General features: G+C 43.1%; 20 protein-coding genes. 19 read left to right on the top strand and 1 reads right to left on the bottom strand.

From position 1 onward, the window contains the following. Nucleotides 1-57 precede the first annotated feature (57 nt). The 13 genes from ACDZ28_RS01975 (at nt 58) to ACDZ28_RS01915 (ending at nt 19,125) form a co-directional block, all read left to right on the top strand. Complete coding sequence (locus ACDZ28_RS01975) at nt 58-222, top strand: GNAT family N-acetyltransferase (protein WP_375105295.1); 165 nt, start codon at nt 58-60, stop codon at nt 220-222. 431 nt (nt 223-653) lie between these two features. Further along, entirely contained in the window at nt 654-4,022 is a 3,369-nt protein-coding gene (locus ACDZ28_RS01970; RefSeq protein ID WP_375105294.1) for a cadherin-like beta sandwich domain-containing protein, read from the top strand. A gap of 346 nt (nt 4,023-4,368) precedes the next feature. Continuing rightward, nucleotides 4,369-4,917 (top strand): cupin domain-containing protein, encoded by a 549-nt coding sequence (locus ACDZ28_RS01965; protein ID WP_042130764.1) that lies wholly within the window; start codon nt 4,369-4,371, stop codon nt 4,915-4,917. 139 nt (nt 4,918-5,056) lie between these two features. Then, nucleotides 5,057-7,486 carry an S-layer homology domain-containing protein gene (locus ACDZ28_RS01960; RefSeq protein ID WP_375103907.1) on the top strand — a complete coding sequence of 810 codons (2,430 nt, stop codon included), beginning with the start codon at nt 5,057-5,059 and terminating at the stop codon, nt 7,484-7,486. A 194-nt stretch (nt 7,487-7,680) separates the two neighbouring features. Then, nucleotides 7,681-8,562 carry an effector binding domain-containing protein gene (locus tag ACDZ28_RS01955; protein WP_375103906.1) on the top strand — a complete coding sequence of 294 codons (882 nt, stop codon included), beginning with the start codon at nt 7,681-7,683 and terminating at the stop codon, nt 8,560-8,562. A 201-nt stretch (nt 8,563-8,763) separates the two neighbouring features. Next, complete coding sequence (locus tag ACDZ28_RS01950) at nt 8,764-9,243, top strand: hypothetical protein (protein WP_375103905.1); 480 nt, start codon at nt 8,764-8,766, stop codon at nt 9,241-9,243. Nucleotides 9,244-9,466: 223 nt separating this feature from the next. Further along, nucleotides 9,467-10,396: a phosphotransferase gene (locus tag ACDZ28_RS01945; RefSeq protein ID WP_375105293.1), complete on the top strand. Its 930-nt coding sequence runs from the start codon at nt 9,467-9,469 to the stop codon at nt 10,394-10,396. A gap of 299 nt (nt 10,397-10,695) precedes the next feature. Then, nucleotides 10,696-12,360 (top strand): extracellular solute-binding protein, encoded by a 1,665-nt coding sequence (locus ACDZ28_RS01940; protein ID WP_375103904.1) that lies wholly within the window; start codon nt 10,696-10,698, stop codon nt 12,358-12,360. Between the two features lie 89 nt (nt 12,361-12,449). Continuing rightward, nucleotides 12,450-13,355, top strand: coding sequence for a sugar ABC transporter permease (locus tag ACDZ28_RS01935; protein ID WP_197069713.1), 906 nt, complete (start codon nt 12,450-12,452; stop codon nt 13,353-13,355). Between the two features lie 34 nt (nt 13,356-13,389). Continuing rightward, a complete protein-coding gene (locus tag ACDZ28_RS01930; protein WP_042130759.1) occupies nt 13,390-14,274 on the top strand; it encodes a carbohydrate ABC transporter permease in 885 nt (294 codons plus the stop codon). Nucleotides 14,275-14,319: 45 nt separating this feature from the next. Next, entirely contained in the window at nt 14,320-16,053 is a 1,734-nt protein-coding gene (locus ACDZ28_RS01925) for a sensor histidine kinase (RefSeq protein ID WP_042130758.1), read from the top strand. Between the two features lie 13 nt (nt 16,054-16,066). Continuing rightward, complete coding sequence (locus tag ACDZ28_RS01920; RefSeq protein WP_042130756.1) at nt 16,067-17,749, top strand: response regulator; 1,683 nt, start codon at nt 16,067-16,069, stop codon at nt 17,747-17,749. A 92-nt stretch (nt 17,750-17,841) separates the two neighbouring features. Then, entirely contained in the window at nt 17,842-19,125 is a 1,284-nt protein-coding gene (locus ACDZ28_RS01915) for a Gfo/Idh/MocA family protein (protein ID WP_042130755.1), read from the top strand. Between the two features lie 218 nt (nt 19,126-19,343). Here the strand turns inward: ACDZ28_RS01915 and ACDZ28_RS01910 are convergent, their stop codons facing one another. Next, nucleotides 19,344-19,529 carry a hypothetical protein gene (locus tag ACDZ28_RS01910; protein WP_042130754.1) on the bottom strand — a complete coding sequence of 62 codons (186 nt, stop codon included), beginning with the start codon at nt 19,527-19,529 and terminating at the stop codon, nt 19,344-19,346. 530 nt (nt 19,530-20,059) lie between these two features. On the opposite strand from ACDZ28_RS01910, the gene ACDZ28_RS01905 reads away from it, so the two are divergent. From ACDZ28_RS01905 to ACDZ28_RS01880, 6 genes are all read left to right on the top strand, one after another. Next, nucleotides 20,060-20,971, top strand: coding sequence for a dihydrodipicolinate synthase family protein (locus tag ACDZ28_RS01905; RefSeq protein WP_375103903.1), 912 nt, complete (start codon nt 20,060-20,062; stop codon nt 20,969-20,971). 4 nt (nt 20,972-20,975) lie between these two features. After that, a complete protein-coding gene (locus tag ACDZ28_RS01900) occupies nt 20,976-21,617 on the top strand; it encodes an SGNH/GDSL hydrolase family protein (protein ID WP_375103902.1) in 642 nt (213 codons plus the stop codon). A gap of 81 nt (nt 21,618-21,698) precedes the next feature. Then, nucleotides 21,699-23,105, top strand: coding sequence for an ABC transporter substrate-binding protein (locus ACDZ28_RS01895; RefSeq protein ID WP_375103901.1), 1,407 nt, complete (start codon nt 21,699-21,701; stop codon nt 23,103-23,105). A gap of 85 nt (nt 23,106-23,190) precedes the next feature. Further along, nucleotides 23,191-24,066, top strand: coding sequence for a carbohydrate ABC transporter permease (locus ACDZ28_RS01890; protein WP_076120803.1), 876 nt, complete (start codon nt 23,191-23,193; stop codon nt 24,064-24,066). Between the two features lie 13 nt (nt 24,067-24,079). Next, entirely contained in the window at nt 24,080-24,922 is an 843-nt protein-coding gene (locus ACDZ28_RS01885; protein ID WP_081390001.1) for a carbohydrate ABC transporter permease, read from the top strand. Between the two features lie 24 nt (nt 24,923-24,946). Then, nucleotides 24,947-25,636 carry an N-acetylmannosamine-6-phosphate 2-epimerase gene (locus ACDZ28_RS01880; RefSeq protein ID WP_042130746.1) on the top strand — a complete coding sequence of 230 codons (690 nt, stop codon included), beginning with the start codon at nt 24,947-24,949 and terminating at the stop codon, nt 25,634-25,636. The last annotated feature ends 20 nt before the right edge of the window (nt 25,637-25,656 follow it).

The following is a 25,656-nucleotide window of genomic DNA, read 5'->3' as shown; positions in this document are numbered from 1 at the left end:
ATACCGCAGTTAATTGAATTTCGCAAGATACTGCTATCTCATGAGGACAATAGTAGCATGGATGAAACTTTTAGAAACTACTTTGATTCCTCATTATCGGATAAGTCACTCGTTGTATGGGTTGCATATATGACTAATGTTTTCACAATCCCTAATTATCGTCGCCAGGGTATTGTATCCAAACTTGTTAGTGAAGCAATAGACGATTTGAAGGCACAATGAATTAGAAAAATCCTGCTACATTCGTCTGATATGGCTAAACCGATGTATGAAAGTCTAGGTTTTGTTGAAGGAAAGAATTATATGTCAATTAATATTTGATGCTAGGACGTCTTCTAATAAGTATTCTCTACCAAAAAACTGGGACCCGGATCACGGGTTCCAGTTTTTATTTGCGTGGAGGTAAGAATCCATTATGGAAATTTCGCCAGAAAAATATACTTGACTCCATTCGTTTGTAAATTGTAGTCGGGGTTACAGACTGATCACCATATCGGATGTAACAATAGTACAAGATAACATCGAGATAGGATAACGGCTTGATTAAGAATGGATAGGTTGGTGGCATTACGTTAAGGTTTCCAAAAAACAACCGATTCTCTAAGCGAAAGGACGGAAGAACAGTGATAAGGCTACGCAGCAAATTGGCAATTATGGTTTTGATTATTCTTTTTTTAATAGGTGTACTTTCGGGGAAGTATGGGGCAGGTATTGGCGGCATATCGGCCGTTGCAGTGGCTGCAAATATCTCTAATCAGGACGGGTTCGGATATAGTGGCTACATTCCTGAAAACGAAGTGCTGGGGACCGCTTTTACGGGATACCAAGCCTGGCCAAGTGGGTTTTCAAAGGGATTATCTGCCTTTGTCGGCGGCGTTTATGACGGTACAAGTATTTGGATGATACCCTACAATGCCGACCGGTTGATGAAGGTCAATCCGTCCACTGGAGAAATGACAGGGTATAGCAATTGGCCCGCCGGGTTCTCTAAGGGAAGTAATGCTTTTGCCGGCGGGGTTTATGACGGAACTAACATATGGCTAATTCCATATAGTGCAGATCGGGTCATCAAAGTAAACGCGACTACAGGTGTAATGACAGGTTATAGCAGTTGGCCAGACGGATCGAGAGGTAGCGAGCTATATATTGGAGGCACTTTTGACGGTACTAATATATGGCTCACCCCCTATTCCGGTAGTCGTTTAGTAAAGGTTGATACAACGACAGGAGCAATGACCAGTTATAATAGTTGGCCAAGCGGGACAGTTCTTGGCAGTTATCCGTTTCAAGGTTCTGTTTTCGATGGCACAAGTTTATGGTTGATTCCGAGTGGGGTCGATCGTTTAATCAAGGTTGATCCAGCAACCGGAGACATGACTGGATTCAACAATTGGCCTAGCGGGTTCACCAAAAGTGCAAACGCATTTGCTGGAAGTGTCTTCGATGGCATTAATATTTGGTTGATACCGAATAATGCAACTCATCTGGTTAAATTCAATACGACCACTGGAGTCATGACCGGATACAACGGATGGCCTGGCGGCTTTACAAAAGGGAGCGAAAGCTTTGCCGGCGGCGTGTATGATGGTACGAATATATGGCTGGTTCCACAATCCGCTAACATGTTAATGAAGGTCAATGCCGCGACAGGGGATATGACGGGATACAACAGTTGGCCTAGTGGTTTTAAGAAAGATAATAATGCGTTTATGGGCGGCGTATATGACGGGGAAAATGTTTGGATGATTCCGTTTGTAGCTGACCGTCTTATGAAATTCGGGGATAGCACTAACGCAGACATAAGTAGCTTGATGCTGTCGAGTGGGAACTTAACTCCTACGTTTGCATCGGGTACGACCAGCTACACAGCGAGCGTGGCGAATAGTGTGTACAGCATTACAGTAACGCCGACGTTAGCGGACGCAGGAGCGTCGGTTAAGGTAAACGGCACGGCGGTAATAAGCGGGGTAGCTTCGGGTGCGATCCCATTAGCTGAAGGAGCAAACTCAATTACTATAGAGGCTACGGCGGCAGATGGTAAGGCGACGAAGACTTATACGGTAACATTGACACGTGAGGCGCCAGTGCTGAGCACTAACGCAGACATAAGTAGCTTGACGCTGTCGAGTGGGAGCTTAACTCCTACGTTTGTATCGGGTACGACCAGCTACACAGCGAGCGTGGCGAATAGTGTGAGTAGCATTACGGTAACGCCGACGGTAGCGGAAGCCGGAGCGTCGGTTAAGGTAAATGGCACGACGGTAACGAGCGGAGCAGCTTCGGATGCAATTGCATTAATTGAAGGAGCAAACCCAATTACTATAGAGGTAATAGCAGCAGATGGAACGTCAAAGACTTATACGGTAATAATGACACGTGAGGCGGCAGTGCTAAGTACGAACGCAGACATAAGTAGCCTGATGCTGTCGAGTGGGAGCTTAACTCCTACGTTTGCATCGGGTACGACCAGCTACACAGTGAGCGTGGCGAATAGTGTGAGTAGCATTACGGTAACGCCGACGGTAGCGGAAGCCGGAGCGTCGGTTAAGGTAAATGGCACGACGGTAACGAGCGGAGCAGCTTCGGGTGCGATTCCATTAGCTGAAGGAGCAAACCCAATCAGTATAGAGGTTACGGCGGCAGATGGTAAGGCGACGAAGACTTATACGGTAACATTGACACGGGAGGCGCCAGTGCTGAGCACGAACGCTGATATAAGTAGCCTGACGCTGTCGAGTGGGAACTTAACTCCTACGTTTGCATCGGGTACGACCAGCTACACAGCGAGCGTGGCGAATAGTGTGAGTAGTATAACGGCAACGCCAACGTTAGCGGAAGCCGGAGCGTCGGTTAAGGTAAATGGCACGGCGGTAACAAGCGGGGCAGCTTCGGATGCAATTGCATTAGCTGAAGGAGTAAACCCAATTACTATAGAGGTAACGGCGGTAGATGGTAAGGCGACGAAGACTTACACGGTAACATTGACGCGTGAGGCGGCAGTGATCAGTGAAGGTGGCAGTTCAAGTAATACAGGTAATAGTGGTGGAAAAGTGACCTCAACGAATGGCACATTAGTGGTGCCAGTAGGAAGCACAGGCGAATTGAGTCTGCCGGGGGAGGTGACTGTTGTCATTCCGGCAGGTGCTTCAGATAAAGAATTAATAATCACGATAGAGAGATTGACCGACACGAAAGATCTTCTATCTGATCGACAAGTTCTAATCAGTCCGGTTTACGAAATATTGAAAAACGTTACGAATAATTTTACCAAATCAGTAACACTGACCTTTGTTTTCGATGAGGCAGGTTTGAAGAAGGAGCAGCGACCAGTTGTATTCTACTATGACGAAGTGAAGAAAGTGTGGGTGCAAATTGACGGCGGCAAGGCAGACGGCAATAAGATCACTGTGGGAGTCGATCACTTTACAAAGTTTGCTGTGATGGCTGTAAGCAAAGAGAAGGAACAGTCCGGATCGGATCAACTGACATTTAGCGATATTACGGGTCACTGGGCAGCGTCTGAGATTATTAAAGCGGCACAGAGCGGAATCGTGAACGGTTATGTGAATGGCATGTTCAAACCTAATGGCGTCGTAACCCGTGAGGAATTTGTAGTTATGTTAATGAAGGCGTTGAAGCCGCAAATAGATGCTGAGAAGTTGAAGTTTACCGATTCGGTGAAGATTGGCATATGGGCGCAGCAAGCGGTAGAGCAAGCTGTACAATTAGGCATTGTTAAAGGCTATTCGGATGGCAGTTTCCATCCAGATGCAGAAATTACACGCACAGAGATGGCTGTGATGATCGTCAAAGCATTAGCATTGAAGGTGGAAGACAGTGCTGTAACCAGTTTTGTGGATGACGCTCGAATTCCAAATTGGGCGAAGGGGCAGGTAGCGGCATTGAAGAATCTTAGCCTTGTATCCGGGAAAGGCAATAACGAATTCGCTCCTAATGATAAGGCAACAAGAGCAGAGGCGGTAACGATTCTAATGAAGATGATCGCTCAAAAGAGTTACTAAAGCAGCAATATTACTTCAATCTCATTGGAAGACATTGAAGAGAAAAAAGTTCTTTAAAGTTTCATCTACGATTAATAGATAACAGGGCATCCAAGGGGTGCCCTATTAAATTGCAATTCATTGCTGTATGCCCGCGGTTCTGTGTGAAGCGTGCACTATGTCGCTTACTTTGAGTGGTTATTCTTTTTTATTACATAAAAATCCATATTGTCATATGACAAAGTGATGACAGCACTCACTATTCGACAATTTATTTATTCTCTATTATTGAAAGAATTGAGGCTTAAAGTGGCAGCTTGGCCTTTTAGTTCATTTTATAAATGATTAACCCAAGGAGTGAGCGTGTGTGGAACAAACGGTAACTAATCGAGTTACGGGTGAACAAATTACGTTTATAGAAACAGCAAAGGATACGAAGGGTGAATACTTATTAATTGAAGTTGCACTCCCCCCACATGGCAAGGGTCCTCCACTACATATTCATGATCGTTTTGAAGAAGAATTTGAAGTGATTTCTGGCAAGCTCACGGTAACATTAGGCAAAACAAACCACATTCTAGTAGCGGGCGAACGTCGTATTGCCCCGATGAAGACACCACATACTTTTACGAATAATGACGATGATCCGGTTGTATTCCGTGTACGATTAACACCACCAAGTCAGTTCGAGCAGTCTGTTCGTATTCATTACGGGCTAATGGAGGATGGTTTAACTGATGCAAAAGGTAATCCTAAATTGCTTGCACACACCGCTTTAGTGTTATTACTACAAAATACGCTCATCGCTGGCATTCCACTCTGGATACAGCGTAGTATCTTTGGTCTAATCGTTAAACGCGCACATAAAAGGGGGCTATATGAAGCGCTAGAAAAGTATACAGGGGAGACCGTATAATCCCCATGCTCTGTCGCCAGAAACTATGAGGATTATGATTTTCTGCAAGCCAAGCTGTGGTTGCATGAGGGCAGCTCAGCACGGTTTGCTAGAGTAGCATTAATCTATTTTACAACTTGAAAGAGGAGGGATCTCCTTTATGAAACGTTTTTTATCTTTATTAATGACATTGATAATTCTATTTGTAAGCCTTCCCGCAGCCAAGGCTTCGGAGGCTCCCGATTCTCTATCTCCTAGCGAATTTATAAGTGCTTCGATTCAAAATGCAAGAGCACTCGCTTACCATGACGGCTATATTTATGTAGCTCAGCGAGATCCGGGCGGCATCTATCGCATTTCGGTCGAGACGGGAGCGGTCACGAAAGTGCTGGATAGAGGTGTTGTTATGACCGTCGCCTTGAACCAAGCCGGAGATCTGTTCTTCACGACTGACGGATATGATAAAAATATTTATAAAATCAACAAAAGCGCACTCGTCAATTTTCCTCTTCCCGCGAATAGCGGCACCGTATATTACAATACGAGCTTTAATTTTGTATACGGCATGGCTTTTGATGCCACAGACAACCTTTATTTCACGGACTACACAAGTAAAGGCATTTACAAGCTTGCGCCAGGAGCAACGGCTGCGACATCGGTCATTCAAGGACTTCCAACATCTGTGCTAGGTATAACGATAAGTCCTGCCGGCCATCTATATGCACTTGGACAATTTAATTATAATGTCTATCGCATTAACAGTGATCATTTATCGAACGGTACTGTAGCTGCGTCCGAATTCGAGACATTGCTGAATAATATGCAGTACAGTCTCTATGGCATCGCTTATCTTCCGAGCGGCAAAGCTTATACATCCTACGCCTCGCAGGTCTTGCAGAGTCCTGAGCTTGACGAATATTCAAGTCCCGCCATCGATACGGAAAAACCGGTCATTACGCTTAACGGTGCTTCAACCGTGCTGGTTAGGAATGGTACGTCCTTCCATGATCCTGGTGTAATAGTAACTGATAATGTCGACATCGATCTGACAGCCAAAGTCACTTACAGCTTGAACAATGTCCAGCTCCCGGCTATCGATACGTCTGTTGCGGGTCGGTATACCATTCGCTATGATGCCACTGATACCGCAGGCAATGAAGCTGTCGCGGTAAAGAGAACCATCATCGTTAATGAAGACAGCACTAACCTGGCATATGGTGTACCGGTTACAGTCGATAAAGGAACCACCAGCGGTCAGACCGGCCATTTGACTGACGATTTATTGGAGACTGGCTGGATTGGCAGTCAATTCGATGCACCTTGGACAATCACACTAGATATGAATGCAGGCGCGACATATAATGAAATCCTTGTTGTCGATACCGTCTATCTGCAATCCTACGAAGTGAAGGTCAGCGACAGCGTGACTGGACCGTTTGAAACAGTCACAGGCACGACTTACGCTAGCCTTGTCCATACGGATGGACAATATAATGGCTATACGACAGATTCAGTCTCTTTTCCGAAAGAGATCTCCAAGCGCTACATTCAGATTGTGATCCATGCAGTTGGAGAAGATGGCAGCACGGGTCCTGATCTTCAAGAAATTAAAGTGTTTAATCAACCGATAATACCGACGCCAACACCAACAGCGACGCCAACGCCAACGGCGACGCCAACGCCAACGGCGACGCCAATGCCAACAGCGACGCCAACACCAACAGCGGCGCCAACGCCAACGGCGACGCCAATGCCAACAGCGACGCCAACGCCAACAGCGACGCCAACGCCAATAGCGACGCCAACGCCAACAGCGACGCCAACGCCAACAGCGACACCAACACCAACACCAACAGCGACGCCAAAGCCAACAGCGACGCCGACGCCAACAGCGACGCCAACGCCAACAACAGAACCACCAACAACAGCACCAACGACAGCGCCAACAGCAGCGCCAATAACAACACCGACCCCAGCGCCATTCTTCAACGAAAAGGTTGATCTTGAAGTTGTTAAGGCTATTGTAGAAAAGGCAAAATCTACACCTGCGCTAGCATTCAAGGATGTCTCTAAGGACTCACCAAACGCTAAAGCAATCGAAGTAGCAACTAGACTTGGAATTATTACGGGGTACAGCGACGGCTCATTCCATGCGGATGCTACGGTAACAAGAGCAGAATTTGCGACCATGCTATTAAAAGCGCTTGGTTTAGAAGCTAAAGACCCATCCAATTTCAAAGATGTTAAGGATCATTGGGCATCAGATGCAATAGCCGGATTAAAGGCTAGTGGCATTACCAACGGTTACTCGGATGGAACATTTAAACCGAATAATTCTATTAGTAGAGCAGAAATAGCGGCTATGCTTGCTGCAGTCATTAACCCCAATTTAGCAAAAGAGACTAAGTTCAAGGATATTCTCGGTCATTGGTCAGAGGCTGAGATAAATATGTTATCTGATATGGGGATCGTAAAGGGAACTGTTGACGGTTTGTTTAAACCAAATGCTAATGCTACGAGATCTGAGGCATTACTCATGATCTTGCGCATGCTAAACATCAGTCTTGATTTTTCCTTAGACATAGAGTAACGAGTATTTATACTGTAGGAAAAAATCACTCCCATAAACAAAAGGCACCCAAACGGGTGCTTTTTGTTTTGCTCTTTAGATGATAAAGTGAACCTTATCATAGATAACAGGAATTTTTTGGACAAATCAAAGCATTCCGGGTCAGGAATAGATTTATCGGTTTCTCTACAATGAAATGGAAAGGAGATGAGGTCTTGGAGACGATTAGGCTGCTACAGCAAGCGATAGATTACGTGGAACACAATCTGAACTCCGCCATTGAGATCGAAGACATTGCTACGGCTGCAATGACATCGAAATTTCATTTTCAACGTATGTTTCATGCTTTAACCGGATTTACGGTTACTGAATATGTACGAAACAGGCGTCTTACGCTAGCAGCCGAGGAGTTAGCAGGAACAGATAATAAGGTCATCGATATTGCGCTAAATTATGGTTATGAGACCCCAGAAGCATTCGCTAAAGCTTTTCAACGAATGCATGGGGTGACGCCGCACATGGCGAAGAAAAAGAATGTGAAGCTTAAATCTTTTCCTCGAATCTCCTTTCAAATTCAGATTAAAGGAGAAACTGAAATGAACTATCGAATTGTGGAAGAACAGGCTTCAACGATTATCGGAAAGGACGTTATTATTCAAAAGGATGCCTATACAGAAATACCTATTTTTGTAGAGGGGATTTGGAAAGATGGGACACATGATCGGATTAATGATTTGGTTGGGAAACCCTCAGGTTCACTACTGTATGGCTATTATTTCGACTTTAGGGAAGATGGAACCAAACGTTATTTAATGGGGACCGATCTGCCTGATGGTAAAGAAGTAACAGAAGGGCTTGTTACTCTTCATGTCCCGGGTCAAACCTATGCGGTATTTGATAGCCGTGAATCAATTCCAGATGACTCGGAAATTGGATTGGAAATCCAAAATGTTTGGAGGCGAATTTACTCAGAATGGTTCCCCTCGGTAGGATTTGAACAAGTAGAAGGTCCATGTATGGAAAAATACTTCTGGATGGATGATACACAGGAAGAATCGATATGTGAGGTTTGGATTCCTGTTAGAAGAAAGATTTAGATCGTCTAGTGAACTGTATCATAAAGCTATTAAGGGAAACGATTACTCAATAAGAGTTGTAGACAAGAAAGCTACCTGCACACTGGGTAGCTTCTTTTCGTTGATAAAGCCCTCATTAATGGGAATCCTACACGGATAAACGCATGGGAGGTGCTGGTTCTGAAAAAACGGATTTTAATTTTGTTCTTAACAATAATATCGTTGTTAATTCCTAAAATAGCTTTCGCGCATATTGGATTAGATCAATTAAAAAGTGCAACGGATTTCAAGCTGTTTACTCCACACTACTGCTTAACAGATTGGAAGGTTGAAATCAAGGAGCCATTTCCTCTAGATACTGACCAACTAATTAAAAAGGTTAGACTCCATTACTTTGATAAATCAGGAAGTACGTATCTGTTTGGGATTGAACAGCATAAAGCGATAGGGTACCGAAGTAAGCGATCTGAAACAATAATTGATATTCTTAGGAAAACAAGTACGACCACAGTTATAGAAGAGGACTTTAAATTTGATACGAGTGGTGAGGTTGTTTATTTGAACGGAATTGAAGCAAGGTATGATTATGGAACACAAGGAGGATGTTTGCGTTGGGTGCAAGATGGTACTTATATTGAGGTGGATAGCTTTCGATTGTCTAGGAAGCAGATGGTTTTATTAGCAAGATCAATGATTGAATAGGTGATTTTTTCATCAAAAAAAAGCCTTTTGGATTAAAATCCAAAGGCTTTTTGTATGCTTATTTTTTTCAAGACCTTATTCAACATCATAATTGATCATAAAGAAAAAGTCTATACTTTTGGCTGGATTTTATTTACTATTGTGAAGCCGGCAAAACCTAATAAATGGAGTGTTGTAAATGGACGTTACTTGTCATCTCGATCAGGCTGATTTGCAGGATTATATTGGACGGGTTTTTGGAAGCAGTTATTTAGTTACTTCTGTTTCGCGAATGCATGGTGGCGCACAAAAGGTGGTCTACAAGATGGAGTGCAGTAATGGATTTTCCTGCGTTTTGTATGTGTGGGATCTTTCCATGAATTATTTTGAAGAAGAAAAAGCCAATGAAGATATAAATGAACGATCCTATGGAAGTGACTTATTTGAATTAAACAATAAGTTCTTAATACAACATGGAATTCAGACCCCTGCACTTTATGATCTAAATAAGGAAAAAGATCGTTACCCATTTGATTATGCGCTCGTTGAATATATAGATGGACGTAAGGCAGAAGACTATTTTCATCATGCTGATTTACGTGTTCAAGATAAAGTGTTTCAGCGGCTAGGGGACATGCTTACTACTATGCATACCAACGAAAGGCGTATCTTTGGGAAAGCGAATGCTAACGAGATCATCTCAGAACAATGTCATTTCTTACAAATGGCAAATGCGAAAGTACAGCTAGCTTATGCCTCTCAATATATAGCGAAGATCGGGTCTAATCAAAGTAAACTGCTCGACAAGTTGCATGAGTTAGAATCAAGAATTAAGCCCAGACAGCAGTACGGATTTATTCACGGGGAAATGGGTCCTGACCATGTATTGGTTAATGATAAGCTGGAACCCTTTTTGATCGATATCGAAGGAGCAGCGTTCTTTGATATTGAGCACGAGCATAGTTTTTTGGAGATGCGATTTGGAGATTTCTATCGGTATCTTAAGAACGATAAGCTTGATCCGGATAGGCTGTTATTTTATCAATTGCATCACCATATATCATTAACTTCAGCGGGTTTAAAGCTACAGCACAGAGGATTTCCCGATCAACAATTCGCAAAAGGTTTAGCTGATTATCAATCTGAACGTGCGCTTAAGTTTATCGAAAAATGAAGAATTGAAAATGAAGCAAGAAGCGGCGCATCAGCTCTTGTCAAATATCGTGGGAGCTGAATATTCGAGTTGTTACACGGTAACGTTTCAACGAAGCGAAGGGGGAGTCAACCTAACCTAGGGGAGACTCCCCCTCTCTTGTGCGTTCTAGGGGCAAGCCTGACGGTAGTCAAGAGGTGTATACGAAAGTAAAGACTAGTATATAGATGGGGATCACTCCCTTTCCTATACTAGAACTAGGAAGAGAAGCTGCATGAAGTAGATGCACGACCTATTTTGAGACAATGTGGAGGGGTAATATGAAGAAAAAAAGTAGAATACTTCTGATCGTCGCATTGATCCTAAGTTTAACTATCACGGCATGCGGCAAAACCACAAATGAAGGGGAGAAGCAGCCTGAGAAGCAGCCTGAGACACCTGTGGAACAAAAAAATGAAGTGATTGAAGTTTCAACAGTTTCGGCAAGCGATCAGTATCTCAAATTCGATGAGGGCGAAAGCTTCGAGAAGAACTCGGTCTATGATGCGTATGAGAAAGATATCGGTGTGAAGCTCACGAATAAATGGGTGTCCGCCGATGACGTTCAATTCAAGGAAAAAGTGAAGATGTCCATCGCCTCCAATGATCTTCCGGACTTCATGAAGGTTAATGCTACACAGCTGAAAGAGCTGACCGAAGCGGATATGATTATGGATATCACGGACGTATATGACAAGAATGCGACGGATGAGACGAAGAAATTCTTGTCGATGGATGGCGGAATGCAACTGAAGACCGCCACTTTCGACGGTAAACTCATGGGGATTCCAAGTTCTTATAATCCGTACCAGTATCAGTTCCTCTATGTACGCACGGACTGGCTGAAGAAATTGAACCTGCCGGAACCGAAGACGATGGCAGATCTCTTGACGATCGCCGAAGCGTTCAAAACAAAAGATCCAGGCGGCACTGGGAAACCGTATGGAATTGTAATTAGCAAAGATCCATTTAACAACCAGTCCACAGCTGTTACAGGACTAATAGCATTCTTGAATAGTTACCATGCTTATGAAAATCTTTGGATGGAAGACGGAAATGGCAATTTGGTCAACAGTGACATTCAGCCTCAAGTGAAAGACGCACTTAAGGCGCTGCAGGAAATGTTCAAGAAAGGATTAATTGATCCTGAGTTCGTCGTTAAAGATGTGGAGAAAGCAGCAGAGCTCCTCTATAACAACAACGCAGGTATCGTATACGGCCAGTCTTGGGTACCGGCTCAGCTCGCTAAAGGCGCAGTAAAGGATGGTAAAGTCGTACAAGAGTGGGGCGTATTCCCGATTCCATCGGTGGATAGCGAACCTGCACTATCGCAGATAGGTTTGGGTGTTGACGAATATTATGTTATCTCCAAGCAAGCGAAGCATCCGGAAGGCGTTATTAAATTGCTGAACCATTGGATTGTCGTGGATAATCATCCGACGCCAGAACAGAAAGTGTATGAGTATGGTAAAGACCTGAAGGAGAAAGGCAACAACTACTGGCTTCTAAGCCCGCTTCGTGTTGGTAAACAAAAGGATAATAACGGTGAAATATTGCCAAAAGCGATTGAGAATAAAGACGAGAGCATTTTGGAGACGAAAGATCAAAAAACTCGTTACGAGCGTGCCATGAAGTATGTTGACGGTACCGATATCAACATGTGGTGGGAATATCTGATTTCAGGCCCAAAAGGCGCATATTCACTTGTTCCAGAAATTCAGAACAATAAACAGTACTTACAGAACAAATTCTACGGTGCACCGACTCCAACCATGGCAGATCGACAAGAAATCCTGAAGAAGAAGCGGGATGAAGTATACTTCAAGATTATGATGAATCAAGTATCCGTGGATGAATTCGATAAATTCGTGGAAGAGTGGAAAAAGCTTGGCGGCGACGAAATGACCAAAGAAGTCAATGAATGGTACGCGACTAACAAACAATGATAGCAGGAGAATCGAGGGGTTGGACACAAACGACCTCTCTTTTCTTTAACCTAGTTCTTCATTTTTAGTCCTATAGCGAGGTGGATGGCATGAATGTATTAACGCGTATGTGGAAAAGGGAGTGGCCGCTTCACTTGATGTTGGTTCCTGGGATCGTATTGGTCCTCATCTTCAGTTATATCCCGATGGCCGGCATTACGATGGCCTTTCAGAAATACGTACCGAATAAAGGGTTGTTCGGCTCACCATTTATTGGTCTTAAAAACTTTCAGTTACTGATGGATTACCCCGATATCGGCCGGATATTCTTCAATACAGTATACATTGCGGTGATGAAAATTGTAGCAGGCATGGTCGTTCCGGTCACCATAGCGATACTGCTGAATGAGCTGCGGAAAGAATGGGTCAAACGGACCTTCCAGACACTCGTGTACTTGCCGCATTTTCTATCATGGGTCTTGTTAAGCGGTATTCTAATCGATGTATTGTCTCCATCTTCCGGTATTCTCAATCAAGTGCTTGGCTTGTTTGGTATCGACCCTGTTTTTTTCCTGGGAGACAATAAATGGTTCCCTTATGTCATGGTCATATCGGATGTATGGAAAGAGTTCGGATTTGGTACGATTGTCTATCTGGCTGCGCTTACCGGTATTAATCCGTCACTGTACGAGGCAGCGGAGATCGACGGCGCAGGACGCTTTAAGCAGACGTTACATGTGACGCTGCCGGGGATGCTTCCTATTATCGTTCTCATGTTTACGCTTAGTATCGGGAATGTACTGAATGCCGGATTTGATCAAATCTTCAATCTATACAGTCCTCCGGTCTATGAGAGCGCGGATATTATCGATACCTTCGTATATCGTATGGGGATTGAGCAAGCACAGTTCGGTTTCGCTACGGCCGTAGGACTACTGAAATCAGTCATCTCTTTCGTATTCGTATCTATGTCCTATATCTTAGCCTATCGTGTAGCGAATTACCGCATTTTCTAATGCAATCGTCGGTAATCCAGAAGGGAGATACATCGTGCGTACTAACAGATCATTCGGAAGGAAATTGTTTTTGATATGTAATTTCATTTCTCTGGCATCCGTATCTTTGTTATGCCTCATGCCTATTATTCATATTTTGGCGCTCTCGTTCAGCTCCGGGCAGGCAGCATCCGCCGGAAAAGTCATCCTGTGGCCAGTTGAATTCACAACGGCTGCTTATGCTAACGTATTTGGAAAACCTGAATATTTACGTGCATTCTGGGTATCGATTCAGCGGGTCCTTATGGGAACGACAATCAGCATGTTCCTGACGATTATCACGGCCTATCCATTATCCAAAGATTCTCGCCAATTTCGGCTGCGGACCTTCTATTCATGGTTCTTCGTATTCACGATTTTATTCAGTGGCGGGCTTATTCCAAACTATTTAACCGTGAAGAACCTTGGGATGCTCGATACGATCTGGGCTTTGGTCCTGCCAGGAGCGGTCACGGTGTTCAACGTTATTCTGCTGCTGAATTTCTATCGCAGTCTGCCCAAAGAACTTGAGGAATCTTCGCTGCTCGATGGGGCGGGTCAATTTACTACCTTATGGAAAATATATGTGCCGCTATCGTTGCCGGCATTGGCAACGACAGGTCTTTTCACCATGGTGGGGCATTGGAATAGCTGGTTTGACGGTATGATTTACATGAATCATCCCGAGAATTATCCGCTGCAGACCTTCCTGCAGACGATCATTATCAAAATGGATTTCCGCTTTATTAAACCTGAGAGGGCAGAATTAATGCTCAAATTGTCCGATCGTACGAGCAGAGCCGCTCAAATTTTCGTAGCAGCATTTCCGATTCTAATCGTGTATCCGTTCTTGCAGCGGTTCTTCATTAAAGGAATTGTGATGGGGAGTGTCAAAGAATAAAATAGGGCACTCAAACTAAGACATTGCATTGCAGGAGAACAAACGATGAAAATCCGATTCTTGATTAAAGATTCCTCTATATTCCAGAAAATAATGGCTGCCTTTCTGGCAGCCTTGTTTCCGCTCATGGCGATTACCTGGTTGATTAATGAGAAGGGCTCGGACAATATTCGGAGTGAAATTTCCGAGTCAATTCTAAATACGACTCGCTTCTATCTGGATTCACTAGACAAGGAAGCAGACCGGATCAGCCGTTATTTGCCGAACTATGTGATGGACAAAGACTTGATGGAAATAGCAACTACAGGCAATTACATGAGTTATTACGATCGTGCGCAAAAAATATTAGATATCCAAAGACGGCTTGAATTGATGAAGAACTCAAGTCCATTTATTCAAGAAGCAAGGGCGTATATCCCTCTTATCGACCGAACGATTCTTAGCAATAAATTTGAAACCTCGATGAATAAGCAGGAATATGCTTCTATGCAGCAAAACAAGAGATTATACGAAGAACCTTTCATTTACTGGAACGATCGGTTATTTATTTCCATGCAATATCCCATTAATACCGTTAAAAATCCGATTTATATCGTAGCGGTTGAATTATCGACTACCAAAATCAGAGAAACGTTATCTCAAATCGGCAGCTCGCGTGGTGGACAGAGCGTATTGCTCAATCTGGAACGTGGTTGGGAGATCGAGAGTAACATGGATCCGGAACTGCTGGAACAAATGAAATCCTTCGCTGCAGATAAGCGGGAATTGCAAAAAAACGAAGGATACGAAACGATTATGTATAATGGTAAACGGTTTCTTACGGTATATAAATACTCCAGTCTCTGGAATTCCTATTCGATTATGTGCATTCCCGAAGAGACGATTTTGGGTTCTCTTGAGATCTATCGAACATTGTTCTGGTGGGCTTGCGCGCTAGCTGTGGGTATTGTCGTTTTCTTCTCTTACTTTCTATTACGATTTATCTATCGGCCATTAATGAAACTTGTGCATTCCTTTCGGCGCGTTCAGCAGAATAGGCTGGAACCGATCGTGATCGATCGTGGAGCTGATGAGTTCGGGTATTTGTACCAAGCTTTTAATAATACGATCCGATCCTTGAAAACACTAATCGAGGAAAATTACGAGCAGCAAATCAGGAACCAGCGTTCCGAGCTGAAACGATTACAATCGCAAATTAATCCTCATTTTTTATATAATTGTTTTTTTGTATTGTGCCGGTTAATTAAATCTGAGAATCAGAAGGAAAAGGCTTATCAATTCTGCCTGTACATCGGACAATATTTTCAGTTTATTACTCGCGATGACGAGGATGATATTCCGCTGGGGCTGGAGGTCAATCATTCTCGCACGTATGTAGACATGCAAACCATATGTTACGGAGATCGTATTCAAGTCAAGTTCGAAGGTGATGTTCCCGATCTCTTCGTGCCGAGGCTGATTCTGCAGCCGATCATCGAAAATGCTTATAAGCATGCCTTGGGCAATATGATTCAGCAGGGTGAGCTATGGGTTCATTGTGAGCGGGTGGGCGATGTATTCTCCATCTATGTCGAAGATAATGGCCGAAGCATCTCCGATGCGGAGATCGAACAGCTTCAGAAGCGACTGCGTCAATCCACGATTCGGATGGAGGAAACAACCGGAATCATAAATGTGCATCGCAGAATACAACTGCGGTACGGTGAGGAATATGGCATTACCGTGTCACGTTCTGCTCTTGGTGGACTTCAAGTAAAAATCAATCTGAGCACGAACTAGAGGAGGAATCAGCATGTACCGACTGCTAATCGTCGATGATCTTCCCATTATTGTCGATGGTCTTCTGGAGCTATTCAATGAGACCGATCATTTGCAACTCGAGGTTATGAAGGCATATTCAGGTGAAGAAGCACTGGAGGTACTTTCTCATCATCGTATTGATATCGTGATTTCCGACATTAAGATGCCTGGACTGGAAGGGATTGAACTGCTTCGGGAAATCAAATCCCAGTGGCCGGCCTGCAAAGTTATTTTCTTAACAGGATATAATGATTTTCATTATGCAAAGAGCGCAATTACGTACGGTGGGTTCGATTATATTCTGAAGGTCGAAAGTGATGAGAAAATTATTCAGTCCGTAGAACGGGCGATTGAGAAAATTGAAGAAGAAAATAACCAAGAACAGATGATCGCTAGAGCGCAATCCAAAATGAGACTGGCATTGCCCTCCCTGCAAAAAGAGTATGTGTGGGAGCTCTTTCAAGGCAAGCATGTATCGGATAGCCAATTAAAGCAGGCGTTCAAAGAAATCGATATCCGGCTTGATGCGACATTGCCGGTTTACTTGCTCATAGGCAGGGTAGACGCATGGAAAGAAATGTTCACGACGCCGGATAAAGCATTGTTGACTTACGCCGTACAGAACATTTGCGATGAGTATTTGTCCACGCAGGTCAGATGTTATTCCGTTGTATTCGAGTTATCCAAAATCGTCTGGATGATTCAACCGAAAATCCCGGATGGATCGTCTATCGAATATGGGGATCAGGATTGGATCAGAGCTCATCGGTATACGAGCGGTATTCTGGAGACTGTGCAGGGAAATTGCAAGAGGTTGCTGAGTTTATCGGTTTCTTTCCTTCTTGGAAGTGAAGCAACGACATGGGATAACATATCTGATCGGTTCCACTCGATCAAATACGGCCTGGTACAAGGACATGGATTATTTAATGAGGTCATATTGACTGATAAAGACATTCAAAGAGAAGTGAACGGTGATCTGAGTGGGAACTACCACGATGCCTTCTATCACGCCCGTGTTCAATTGCTGATGTCTTGTCTCGAGAATAATCATCGGGAGCAATTCAACAAGCTGTATGCCGAACTAATGTTCATTTGGAATGATAAGGAGTCGCCGAATGAGCGGAAGATCGAACTGTATCATTCGCTTTCAGCTATTTTTCTGTTCTATATCCATAAGAATGGGGAAATTCGGGATTACATCAATACGCTGATGGATTTGGATAAGTTATATCGCTATGGAGATTCCGCATCATGGTCGGAGCTGATTCAATACTTCTCGCAAATGGCGGAGTGCTTCTTCGAATGGAATGCGCTGCGGGGTACGCAATTGCCGACAGAGGTCGTGAATAAGGTACATCGATATATTGAAGAACATATTTCCACTGATATTTCCTTAAATGCGCTGGCTGATTACGTGAGCTTGAATCCATCGTATTTGTCCCGGCTTTATAAGCAAATCACTGGAATAGGGTTATCTAAATATGTGAACGACTATCGTAACCTGATCGCAAAAAATATGCTGCTCAACACATCGATGAAAGTGAATGAAATTGCTGCTGCCCTGGGGTACAACTCAGCGCTTGCATTTATTCGCTTCTTCAAGAAGCAGAACGAAACAACGCCGCAAGATTTCCGTATGACAAGGACCCATATACAGAATCAAGGTCAATAAAAGTATATGAAATGTCAGTAACGATCTCTTTTGCCTCCGTTCCTACCGCCTTACAATGGAAGTACATTAGGTGCGCAAGAGGAGGAATAGTCTTGAGAACATTAACAGCTGTATTACTTGGCGCTGGCAGTCGAGGGAGATATATTTATGGGCCCTACGCGGAGAAGTTTCCGAATGAATTAAAGATTGTTGCCGTAGCTGAGCCGGATGATGAACGTAGAAATCGATTTGCAGAGATTCATAGAATTGCTCCAGAGCATGTCTACAATTCTTGGGAGAAAGTATTTGATCAGGGTCAAATTGCGGACGTGATGATAATTGCTACGCTCGATCGGATGCATTATATACCAGCGATGAAAGCGATGGAGCTAGGCTATCATGTCATGCTAGAGAAGCCGATGTCTCCTTCCATGGAAGAATGCATCGAATTGGAGCAAGCTTCGCTTCGGTATAAGCGACTGCTCGTCGTAACCCATGTCCTGCGATATTCCCCGTTCTGGTCTGGGATCAAAAAATGCATCGAAGACGGTGAACTCGGAACGATAGGTACGATTCAATTAACCGAAAATGTGGGCTACCTGCATATGACACACAGTTATGTCCGCGGGAATTGGCGCAATTCGGAGGAGACGAGTCCCATGATCCTGGCCAAATCATGCCATGATCTGGATCTCATCTCATGGCTTATGAATCAACCGTGTACAAGCGTGAGCTCGTACGGATCATTACTGCATTTCAGGCCGGAGAACGCTCCGGAAGGCTCCGCGGATCGCTGTATCAACGGCTGTGAGGTTGAGAAGGAATGCGCTTTCTCGGCGATGAAAATATATATTCAGCCTCCGGAACACCCTTGGGCACGCTATATGACGAATGATTTGTCGCAAGAGGGAATCTTGAAGGCGCTTAAGGAAGGACCGTGGGGTCGCTGCGTGTATCGCTGCGATAATAATGTCGTGGATCACCAGGTAGTCAACATGGAGTTCGAGAATGGAGCGAATGCATCGTTCATCATGTCAGGGCTGACACAGAGCGGCACGCGTCGGGTTCAAATTATGGGAACACAAGGCGAGATCATCGGGGATATGGACAAAGGATCCTTCACGCTGTACCGCTATGTATCGGGTGAGAAGGTTGAGATTGGCTGCAATGTGGAAGGCGATGGTCATGGAGGCGGCGATGACCGTATGGTGAGCTCATTCCTGCGGATTGTGCGTCAATTTGACAGCAATCCATCGCAAGGCTTGACCTCGGCGACGGCATCCCTGCAGAGCCATTTGATCGCATTCGCGTCGGAACATTCGAGATTGAACGCAGGTCAGACGGTCAAGCTTTCGGACTTGCAGAAAAAAGAAGAAATGTCGTATAAGATAAAATGATACTAGGAAGCCTCTTTCGAAGTGATGGGATGCTGTCATGGAGAGGGAGGTTTTTTGGTATGGATTTGATTCAAGTAATTGAGTCAATATGGAAAAGGTTTTTCGTTACATAATCTCAAGACATAATAAAAGACCGCTCTACTGGAATGACTTCCGGATCTGGCGGCCTTAGGACAAGATTCTATTATAGGGTCAATCTGTATCTAAATGTAGTGAGATTAATGGAATTTAACTGTCTTGATACGAGCTTCTTCTTCATAGGTAAGTGGTTTTGGGGATCTTGGAGTGTGCAAATGACGTTGCACGGAATATTCCATTTTTTGATAATCCTCATTACCTGAATTCATCGTTGGATTCCAATTTTCCGTTACCCAATTTTTAAGTTCCTTAAGACCTGCTAGCATTTCCTCCAGCCTCCTTTGGCGAAGAAACAATATATTTTATATTGTTTTGATTACGCTTTCATTATAACATAGATATTAGTTTTTTAAAGATATGTCCACCGTAAAAACACAGTTTTATTAGTGAACATTGTGTGTTAATTAGGTTTTGTGTGCCGTTGAAAGAGAAGTGTCTCCCGGATAAGGACATTTTTGGCGGGATCAAATAAATAGAACATTATCCATAAAAGCTATACTTATTATCCAATAAGCACCAAATGGGAGAACTGACTTTTAAGCGGTAGATAGTGATACTCTGATAATAACTAGGGCCGCATATATAGTGCGATAATCTATTTATATATAGGGAATAAGATCTTATTTTTGAGAAAATTCACTTAAAAGAAAATGTTTTTCTATTAATGAACCTTTTCTGGTGGAAATAAATTTTATTTTATAAAAAATAGAGAAAATAATTTACAGAATTAAATTTAAGTGATATCTTGAATATGTAGAACAGAAACCGCTCACATCTTAAGGGGGATTAATAAACAATGACACTAACCAAGTTCCACGGAATTATACCTGCCTTCTATGCTTGCTATGACGATCAAGGGAATATTTCGGAATCCCGTACGCATGCCTTATGTGATTATTTATTTGAAAAAGGTGTTCAAGGTGTTTATGTGGGAGGCAGTTCTGGAGAATGTATCTACCAGAGTCTGGACGAACGCAAAGCGGTACTTAGCTACGTAGCTAACAACTTGAAAGGTAAAATGACGCTGATCGCTCATGTAGGTGCGCCTTCTACAAGAGATAGTATCGAATTAGCAAAACATGCGGCGAGCTTAGGATATGATGCACTATCCGCAATCCCCCCTATATATTTTAAATTACCAGATAGCGCAGTAACTAAATATTGGAGCGATATTATGGAGGCAACTCCTCTACCGTTCATCATTTACAACATCCCTCAGACTACGGGATATACACTAACCCCAGCTTTATTCGAGAAACTGCTTGCTAATAAAAAGGTTATCGGTGTTAAGAATTCTTCTATGCCACCTATGGATATTGAACGCTTCAAAAGAGTGGGTGGAAAAGATGTAGTGGTATTTAATGGACCGGATGAACAATATGTTGCGGGAAGAATTATGGGAGCTGATGCAGGTATTGGTGGCACTTATGCTGTTATGCCGGAGCTGTTCTTGCAAGCTAATAAATTTGTTCTTGCCGGCAAGTTTGAAGAAGCAGGACAACTTCAAAGTGATATCAACGATATCATCATCGCGCTTTGTTCCCTCAAGGGTTCTATGTATGCGGAAATTAAAGAGGTTCTGAGATTAAGAGGCGTAAACGTTGGTAGTGTAAGAGCACCACTTGAAGGGATAGCCGCTGAAGATGCTGGTCCAATCGCAGACATTATAAAATTGATTGATCAAGCGATCGAAAAATATTGTGGTTAATGCAATGAAGAGAACGATCGTATGCTTTGGCGATTCCAATACTTGGGGCTACGACGCAGAGACTGACCAAAGGTTTACGGATGAAATCCGTTGGACAGGACTTCTGGATACAGAACTGGGCAACTCTTATCGTGTCATAGAAGAAGGGCTTCCCGGTAGAACCAGTGTCAGTGAGGATCCGTTATTTGAAGGGTTAGCCGGAATTTCTTACCTCTATCCATGCCTCATGTCACATGCACCGCTTGACTTGGTTGTGATCATGCTTGGAACGAATGATACGAAAGAAAGATTTGCACTCACTTCATATAACATCGCTCAAGGTATCGTTAGACTTGCTCTTAAAGCTAAAGGGAGCGGGGCAGGACACGCGGGAAAAGCTCCAGAAGTGCTTGTGATCGCTCCTCCCCCTATTGGGGCAGAGTATATCCATACTCCCATTGGTAAGCCGATGGGAAGTAATTGTAGCGAGAAATCTATGGAGCTATCGCAGCATCTTGCAGCGTTGCTTAAGGGCACAGATATCCACTTTATGGATTCCAGAGAATATGTATCGATGAATGAAATTGACTACATGCATCTTGATATACAAGGACATCGAAACATGGCTGATCTGGTGCAAAATCATGTCAAACGGATTTTAGATTAGGATTTGTTTCTGGACTGGCTTATAAAACACGAAGCGATTCAGAAAAAATAATACTAACAAAACTTTTAGGGAGGATTATTAATGAAGAAGAAACGTTTACTCTCGACAATGGTTGCATTAATGGTAATTATTTCACTAATTTCAGGATGTTCTGGTAACAATGCAGCAAGCTCTAATAAATCCGATAATGCTTCTACATCAGGCAAGGAAAAAGTGGCAATTAAAATATGGCTGACCCCTCAGTGGAAGGGTGTTGTGGATGCAACCGAAAGCGGTGCTGACTATGATAGTTTCCTTAAAGCCGCTGCTGAGAAGTTCAAAGCGCAATACGACAAATATGATGCTGACATTCAAGTCGAAGTCATTGCCGGGGATCAGCGCGACCAACTCCTCAATGTTAACTTGAGCGGAGGTACGCCGCCGAATGTCTTCTTTGAAAGCGTATTCCCTATGGGCGATTATGTTCACCGTGGGGCGTTGGAGCCTTTGACAGACATCATCGATGATAACGCAAAAAGTGATATCGCACAAAATTACTGGGATGCAGTAACGTTCGGAAAAGATGTGTACTTCTATCCATTCCAACATAATCCAGGTACTTTGGTCTATAACGCAGACATGTTTAAAGCGGCTGGTTTAGAAAAGTTCATCGGTGGAGAGTCCGAAATTAAGACTTGGAACTTGGATGAATATCAACAAATCTTGGACGGTCTGAAAAATGATCTTCCGAAGGATAAATATTCTAATGCTTATCCAATGGCACTGTACGCTGTGAATAACCAAGGAGATACTTGGAACCTTGCATACTTAAGAATGTTCGGCAATAAGTTCTTTGACGATCAAGGAAACATTATTCTGAATGATGCGAATGGTGTTAAAGCTGCTACATGGTTGAAAAAACTATATGACGGTGGATATACAAATCCAGGTGCAGAATCTGTATCCTCCAATGACGCCAATGCCATGTTCCAGAATCAGCAGCTAGCGATCAGTTTCACCAATCCAATCTTGTTCAATGGTTCAAAAGCAAATATGGAATCCGGCACTTCTCCTAAGTTTGATATGCGTCTTGCTAATATTCCGTCTGAAAGCGGAGATCCTCTATCCTTTACTTATGTAGTGGGCGCTAGTGTATTTAAGTCCAAAGATGCGAAGAAGACTGAAGTCGCTAAAGATTTCGTGAAGTTCTTTTCAAGTGATCCTGAATTAGTTAAATCCTCTAAGAATGGTATCCCTGTGAGAAGCTCGGTGGCCGAAGAACTGAAGTCGGAGAATCCACTCTTTGCTGCTTATGATGCCAATTCAAAATATTTGTTCAACTTCACGGGTAACGTTCCAGGATATAGCCAATTAAGAGAAGTTTTGTACCCTGATCTGCAGGCGCTTTACATGGGAGCAAAGACACCAGAACAGTTTGTACAAGATTATCAGACCAATGGTAATAAAGTGATTGATACGAATAAAGCTAGCTCTGTCATTTTCCAATAATCTAAGAACAGGTAAACAATAAACGATTAACAGCCTTTAGAGTCTGAAGAGGCTCCAAGGGCTGTTAATTAGAAAGGTAAACGATATGAAACTACGTAGTAATTACCTAAAAGAGAATATTACAGGTTATCTGTTTATTTTACCTCAGATGATAGTATTCTTAGCCTTTCTTGTCTATCCGATCTTAGAAGGGATGCGCCTGAGTTTATACCAAATTAATTATGATAGTGAGAAGTTTGTGGGTCTGGCTAACTACACAACATTGTTTAATGATCCGGTATTCTTTAAAGCTACCTTTAATACGATTATATTCGTAGTCTTTATCGTTCTACTTACCGTGGGCTTTGCACTATTCGTTGCCTCGGCTGTATTTGATAAGAACGCTAAGTACGTCTCCTTTATAAGAGGAAGCTATTATATTCCGGTCATGGTATCCATGGTTGTTATGAGTATGGTGTGGAGCTTCCTGCTGAATCCTGCTAACGGACTTATTTCTTTTATCTATAAAGATATGGGTTTTGGGACGATCAATCTTCTAGGAAATCCAAAGACGGTTTTGCCAGTGGTTATCTTTGTAACCTTCGCAACGAACGTAGGCCAAGCCATTATTCTGTATATAGCTTCAATGATTGGTGTATCTAAAGAGCTTTTTGAAGCAGCAGAAATCGACGGTGCAAGCAGATGGCAAGTGATTACGAAGATCCTCATTCCTTCTGTAGGACCTACAACGACCTATATTACGATTATCAATATTATTGCTGTTCTAAAAATATTTGTAGTCATCCAGCTATTAACCGGCGGCGGACCGAACAACTCATCGGTAACCTTGATGTACTACCTTTACAATAATGCATTTAAGTACAATCAACTCGGTGTAGCTTCTGCGGTAGGCGTTATCATGTTCGTGATTACATTATTATTATCTGTGCCTCAGCTGCGAAGCATGATTAAGGTGAAGTGAGGGGGAATACAACATGTCGAAAATTAGAAACAAGAAGAAGAGAGAGAAGTTTGATGTGATATCGAATGTGATCATTGTCCTCTTCGCGCTCCTTAATCTTTTTCCATTGTATTGGTTATTCACAAGCTCGCTCAAGAACAGTTCAGATGTTGTGAAGATGCCTCCAGACTGGTGGCCTAAATCGATTACATTCTCCAACTATGTAGATGTGTTTCAGAACCAACCGGCTTTGAGATGGACGTTTAATAGTATTTATGTCTCAGGTGTATCTACGATTATCGTTATTATTGTAGGCGCTATGGCTGCTTATGCTTTCTCAAAGATCAATTTTAAAGGTAAAGATATCATCTTCATTATCTTCATATCGAGCTTGATGATCCCAAAAGAAATTATGATTGTGCCTTTATTCCGGATTACACAGCAATTTGGAATGGTGAATTCCTATAACGGTATGATTTGGCCGAACGTCGCGGGTGCATTTGGAGTGTTCCTGTTAAAAGGATTCTTCGATTTAACGCCTAACGCTTTAAGAGAAGCTGGGAGAATAGATGGTGCAAATGAATGGAGAATCTTTACTCGCATCATGGTGCCAATTATTAAACCTGGTATTGGAGCCTTATTTATTCTGAATTTCGTGCAAGTCTGGAATGATTACTTGTGGCAGCTGGTTATAGGCCAAGAGAACAAAATGAAAACATTAATGGTTGGTACTGCGACCTTAATGCAGGATTTGAATCCTAATTTCGCATATAAAATGGCCGGAGCCACCATTGCTGCAATTCCGATGTTGCTAGTGTTCATGTTATTCCAACGGTTCTTCACCAATGGGATTACTGCAGGAGCAGTTAAAGAATAAATAAAAAAGTGGAGTGGGTTACTGATGAATACTGAAAATAATGTACTTAAAAAGATAAAACATAAACTAGTCGTCTCTAGTCAAGCCTTACCCGAAGAACCGCTGCATAGTCCGTTTATTATGGGGAGAATGGCATATGCAGCATACTTGGGCGGTGCCTCCGGCATCCGGGCTAATAGCGTAGCTGATATTCAAGAAATCAAGAAAACAGTGAATCTACCCATCATCGGGATCATCAAGAGGGTATATGAAGGCTCAGAAGTATTTATAACACCAACCCTGAAGGAAGTAGATGAGCTTTACCGCGAAGGCGTAGATATCATTGCTATGGATGCGACGGACCGAATTAGACCAGATGGATCTACCATTTCAGAACTATTTCCTAACATAAGAGAGACCTACAAAGATCAGCTGTTTATGGCAGACTGCTCTACATTTGAAGAAGCGGCTAAAGCTGTCGAGCTGGGATTTGATCTTGTGGGAACGACCTTAAGCGGATATACAGCATACACTAAAGACCGTTCACTCCCAGACTTCGAGCTAGTCAAACAGATCGTAAGCAACTTCTCTGTGCCTGTGATAGCTGAAGGTGGCGTTTCCACGCCCGAGGAACTGAAGACGATGTTTGATTTAGGGGTCTATTCAGCGGTAGTTGGCTCAGCGATTACAAGACCGATGGAGATTACAAAAAGGTTTGTGAGCGCTATTCAGTAGAATGCCAGAGAGGGTAGATG

The organism is Paenibacillus sp. RS8 (assembly GCF_041956825.1).
GTDB lineage: Bacteria > Bacillota > Bacilli > Paenibacillales > Paenibacillaceae > Paenibacillus_AQ.
The sequence above is the reverse complement of the archived record's forward strand: the minus strand, read 5'-3'. Positions and strand labels throughout refer to the sequence as shown.

Bases quoted from the DNA above. Each gene is read 5' to 3' on its own strand.
- ACDZ28_RS01975 (WP_375105295.1), top strand. From the start codon at position 58: ATGGATGAAACTTTTAGAAACTACTTTGATTCCTCATTATCGGATAAG.
- ACDZ28_RS01970 (WP_375105294.1), top strand. From the start codon at position 654: ATGGTTTTGATTATTCTTTTTTTAATAGGTGTACTTTCGGGGAAGTAT.
- ACDZ28_RS01960 (WP_375103907.1), top strand. From the start codon at position 5,057: ATGAAACGTTTTTTATCTTTATTAATGACATTGATAATTCTATTTGTA.
- ACDZ28_RS01940 (WP_375103904.1), top strand. From the start codon at position 10,696: ATGAAGAAAAAAAGTAGAATACTTCTGATCGTCGCATTGATCCTAAGT.
- ACDZ28_RS01935 (WP_197069713.1), top strand. From the start codon at position 12,450: ATGAATGTATTAACGCGTATGTGGAAAAGGGAGTGGCCGCTTCACTTG.
- ACDZ28_RS01925 (WP_042130758.1), top strand. From the start codon at position 14,320: ATGAAAATCCGATTCTTGATTAAAGATTCCTCTATATTCCAGAAAATA.
- ACDZ28_RS01920 (WP_042130756.1), top strand. From the start codon at position 16,067: ATGTACCGACTGCTAATCGTCGATGATCTTCCCATTATTGTCGATGGT.
- ACDZ28_RS01910 (WP_042130754.1), bottom strand. From the start codon at position 19,529: ATGCTAGCAGGTCTTAAGGAACTTAAAAATTGGGTAACGGAAAATTGG.
- ACDZ28_RS01905 (WP_375103903.1), top strand. From the start codon at position 20,060: ATGACACTAACCAAGTTCCACGGAATTATACCTGCCTTCTATGCTTGC.
- ACDZ28_RS01900 (WP_375103902.1), top strand. From the start codon at position 20,976: ATGAAGAGAACGATCGTATGCTTTGGCGATTCCAATACTTGGGGCTAC.
- ACDZ28_RS01895 (WP_375103901.1), top strand. From the start codon at position 21,699: ATGAAGAAGAAACGTTTACTCTCGACAATGGTTGCATTAATGGTAATT.
- ACDZ28_RS01890 (WP_076120803.1), top strand. From the start codon at position 23,191: ATGAAACTACGTAGTAATTACCTAAAAGAGAATATTACAGGTTATCTG.
- ACDZ28_RS01885 (WP_081390001.1), top strand. From the start codon at position 24,080: ATGTCGAAAATTAGAAACAAGAAGAAGAGAGAGAAGTTTGATGTGATA.
- ACDZ28_RS01880 (WP_042130746.1), top strand. From the start codon at position 24,947: ATGAATACTGAAAATAATGTACTTAAAAAGATAAAACATAAACTAGTC.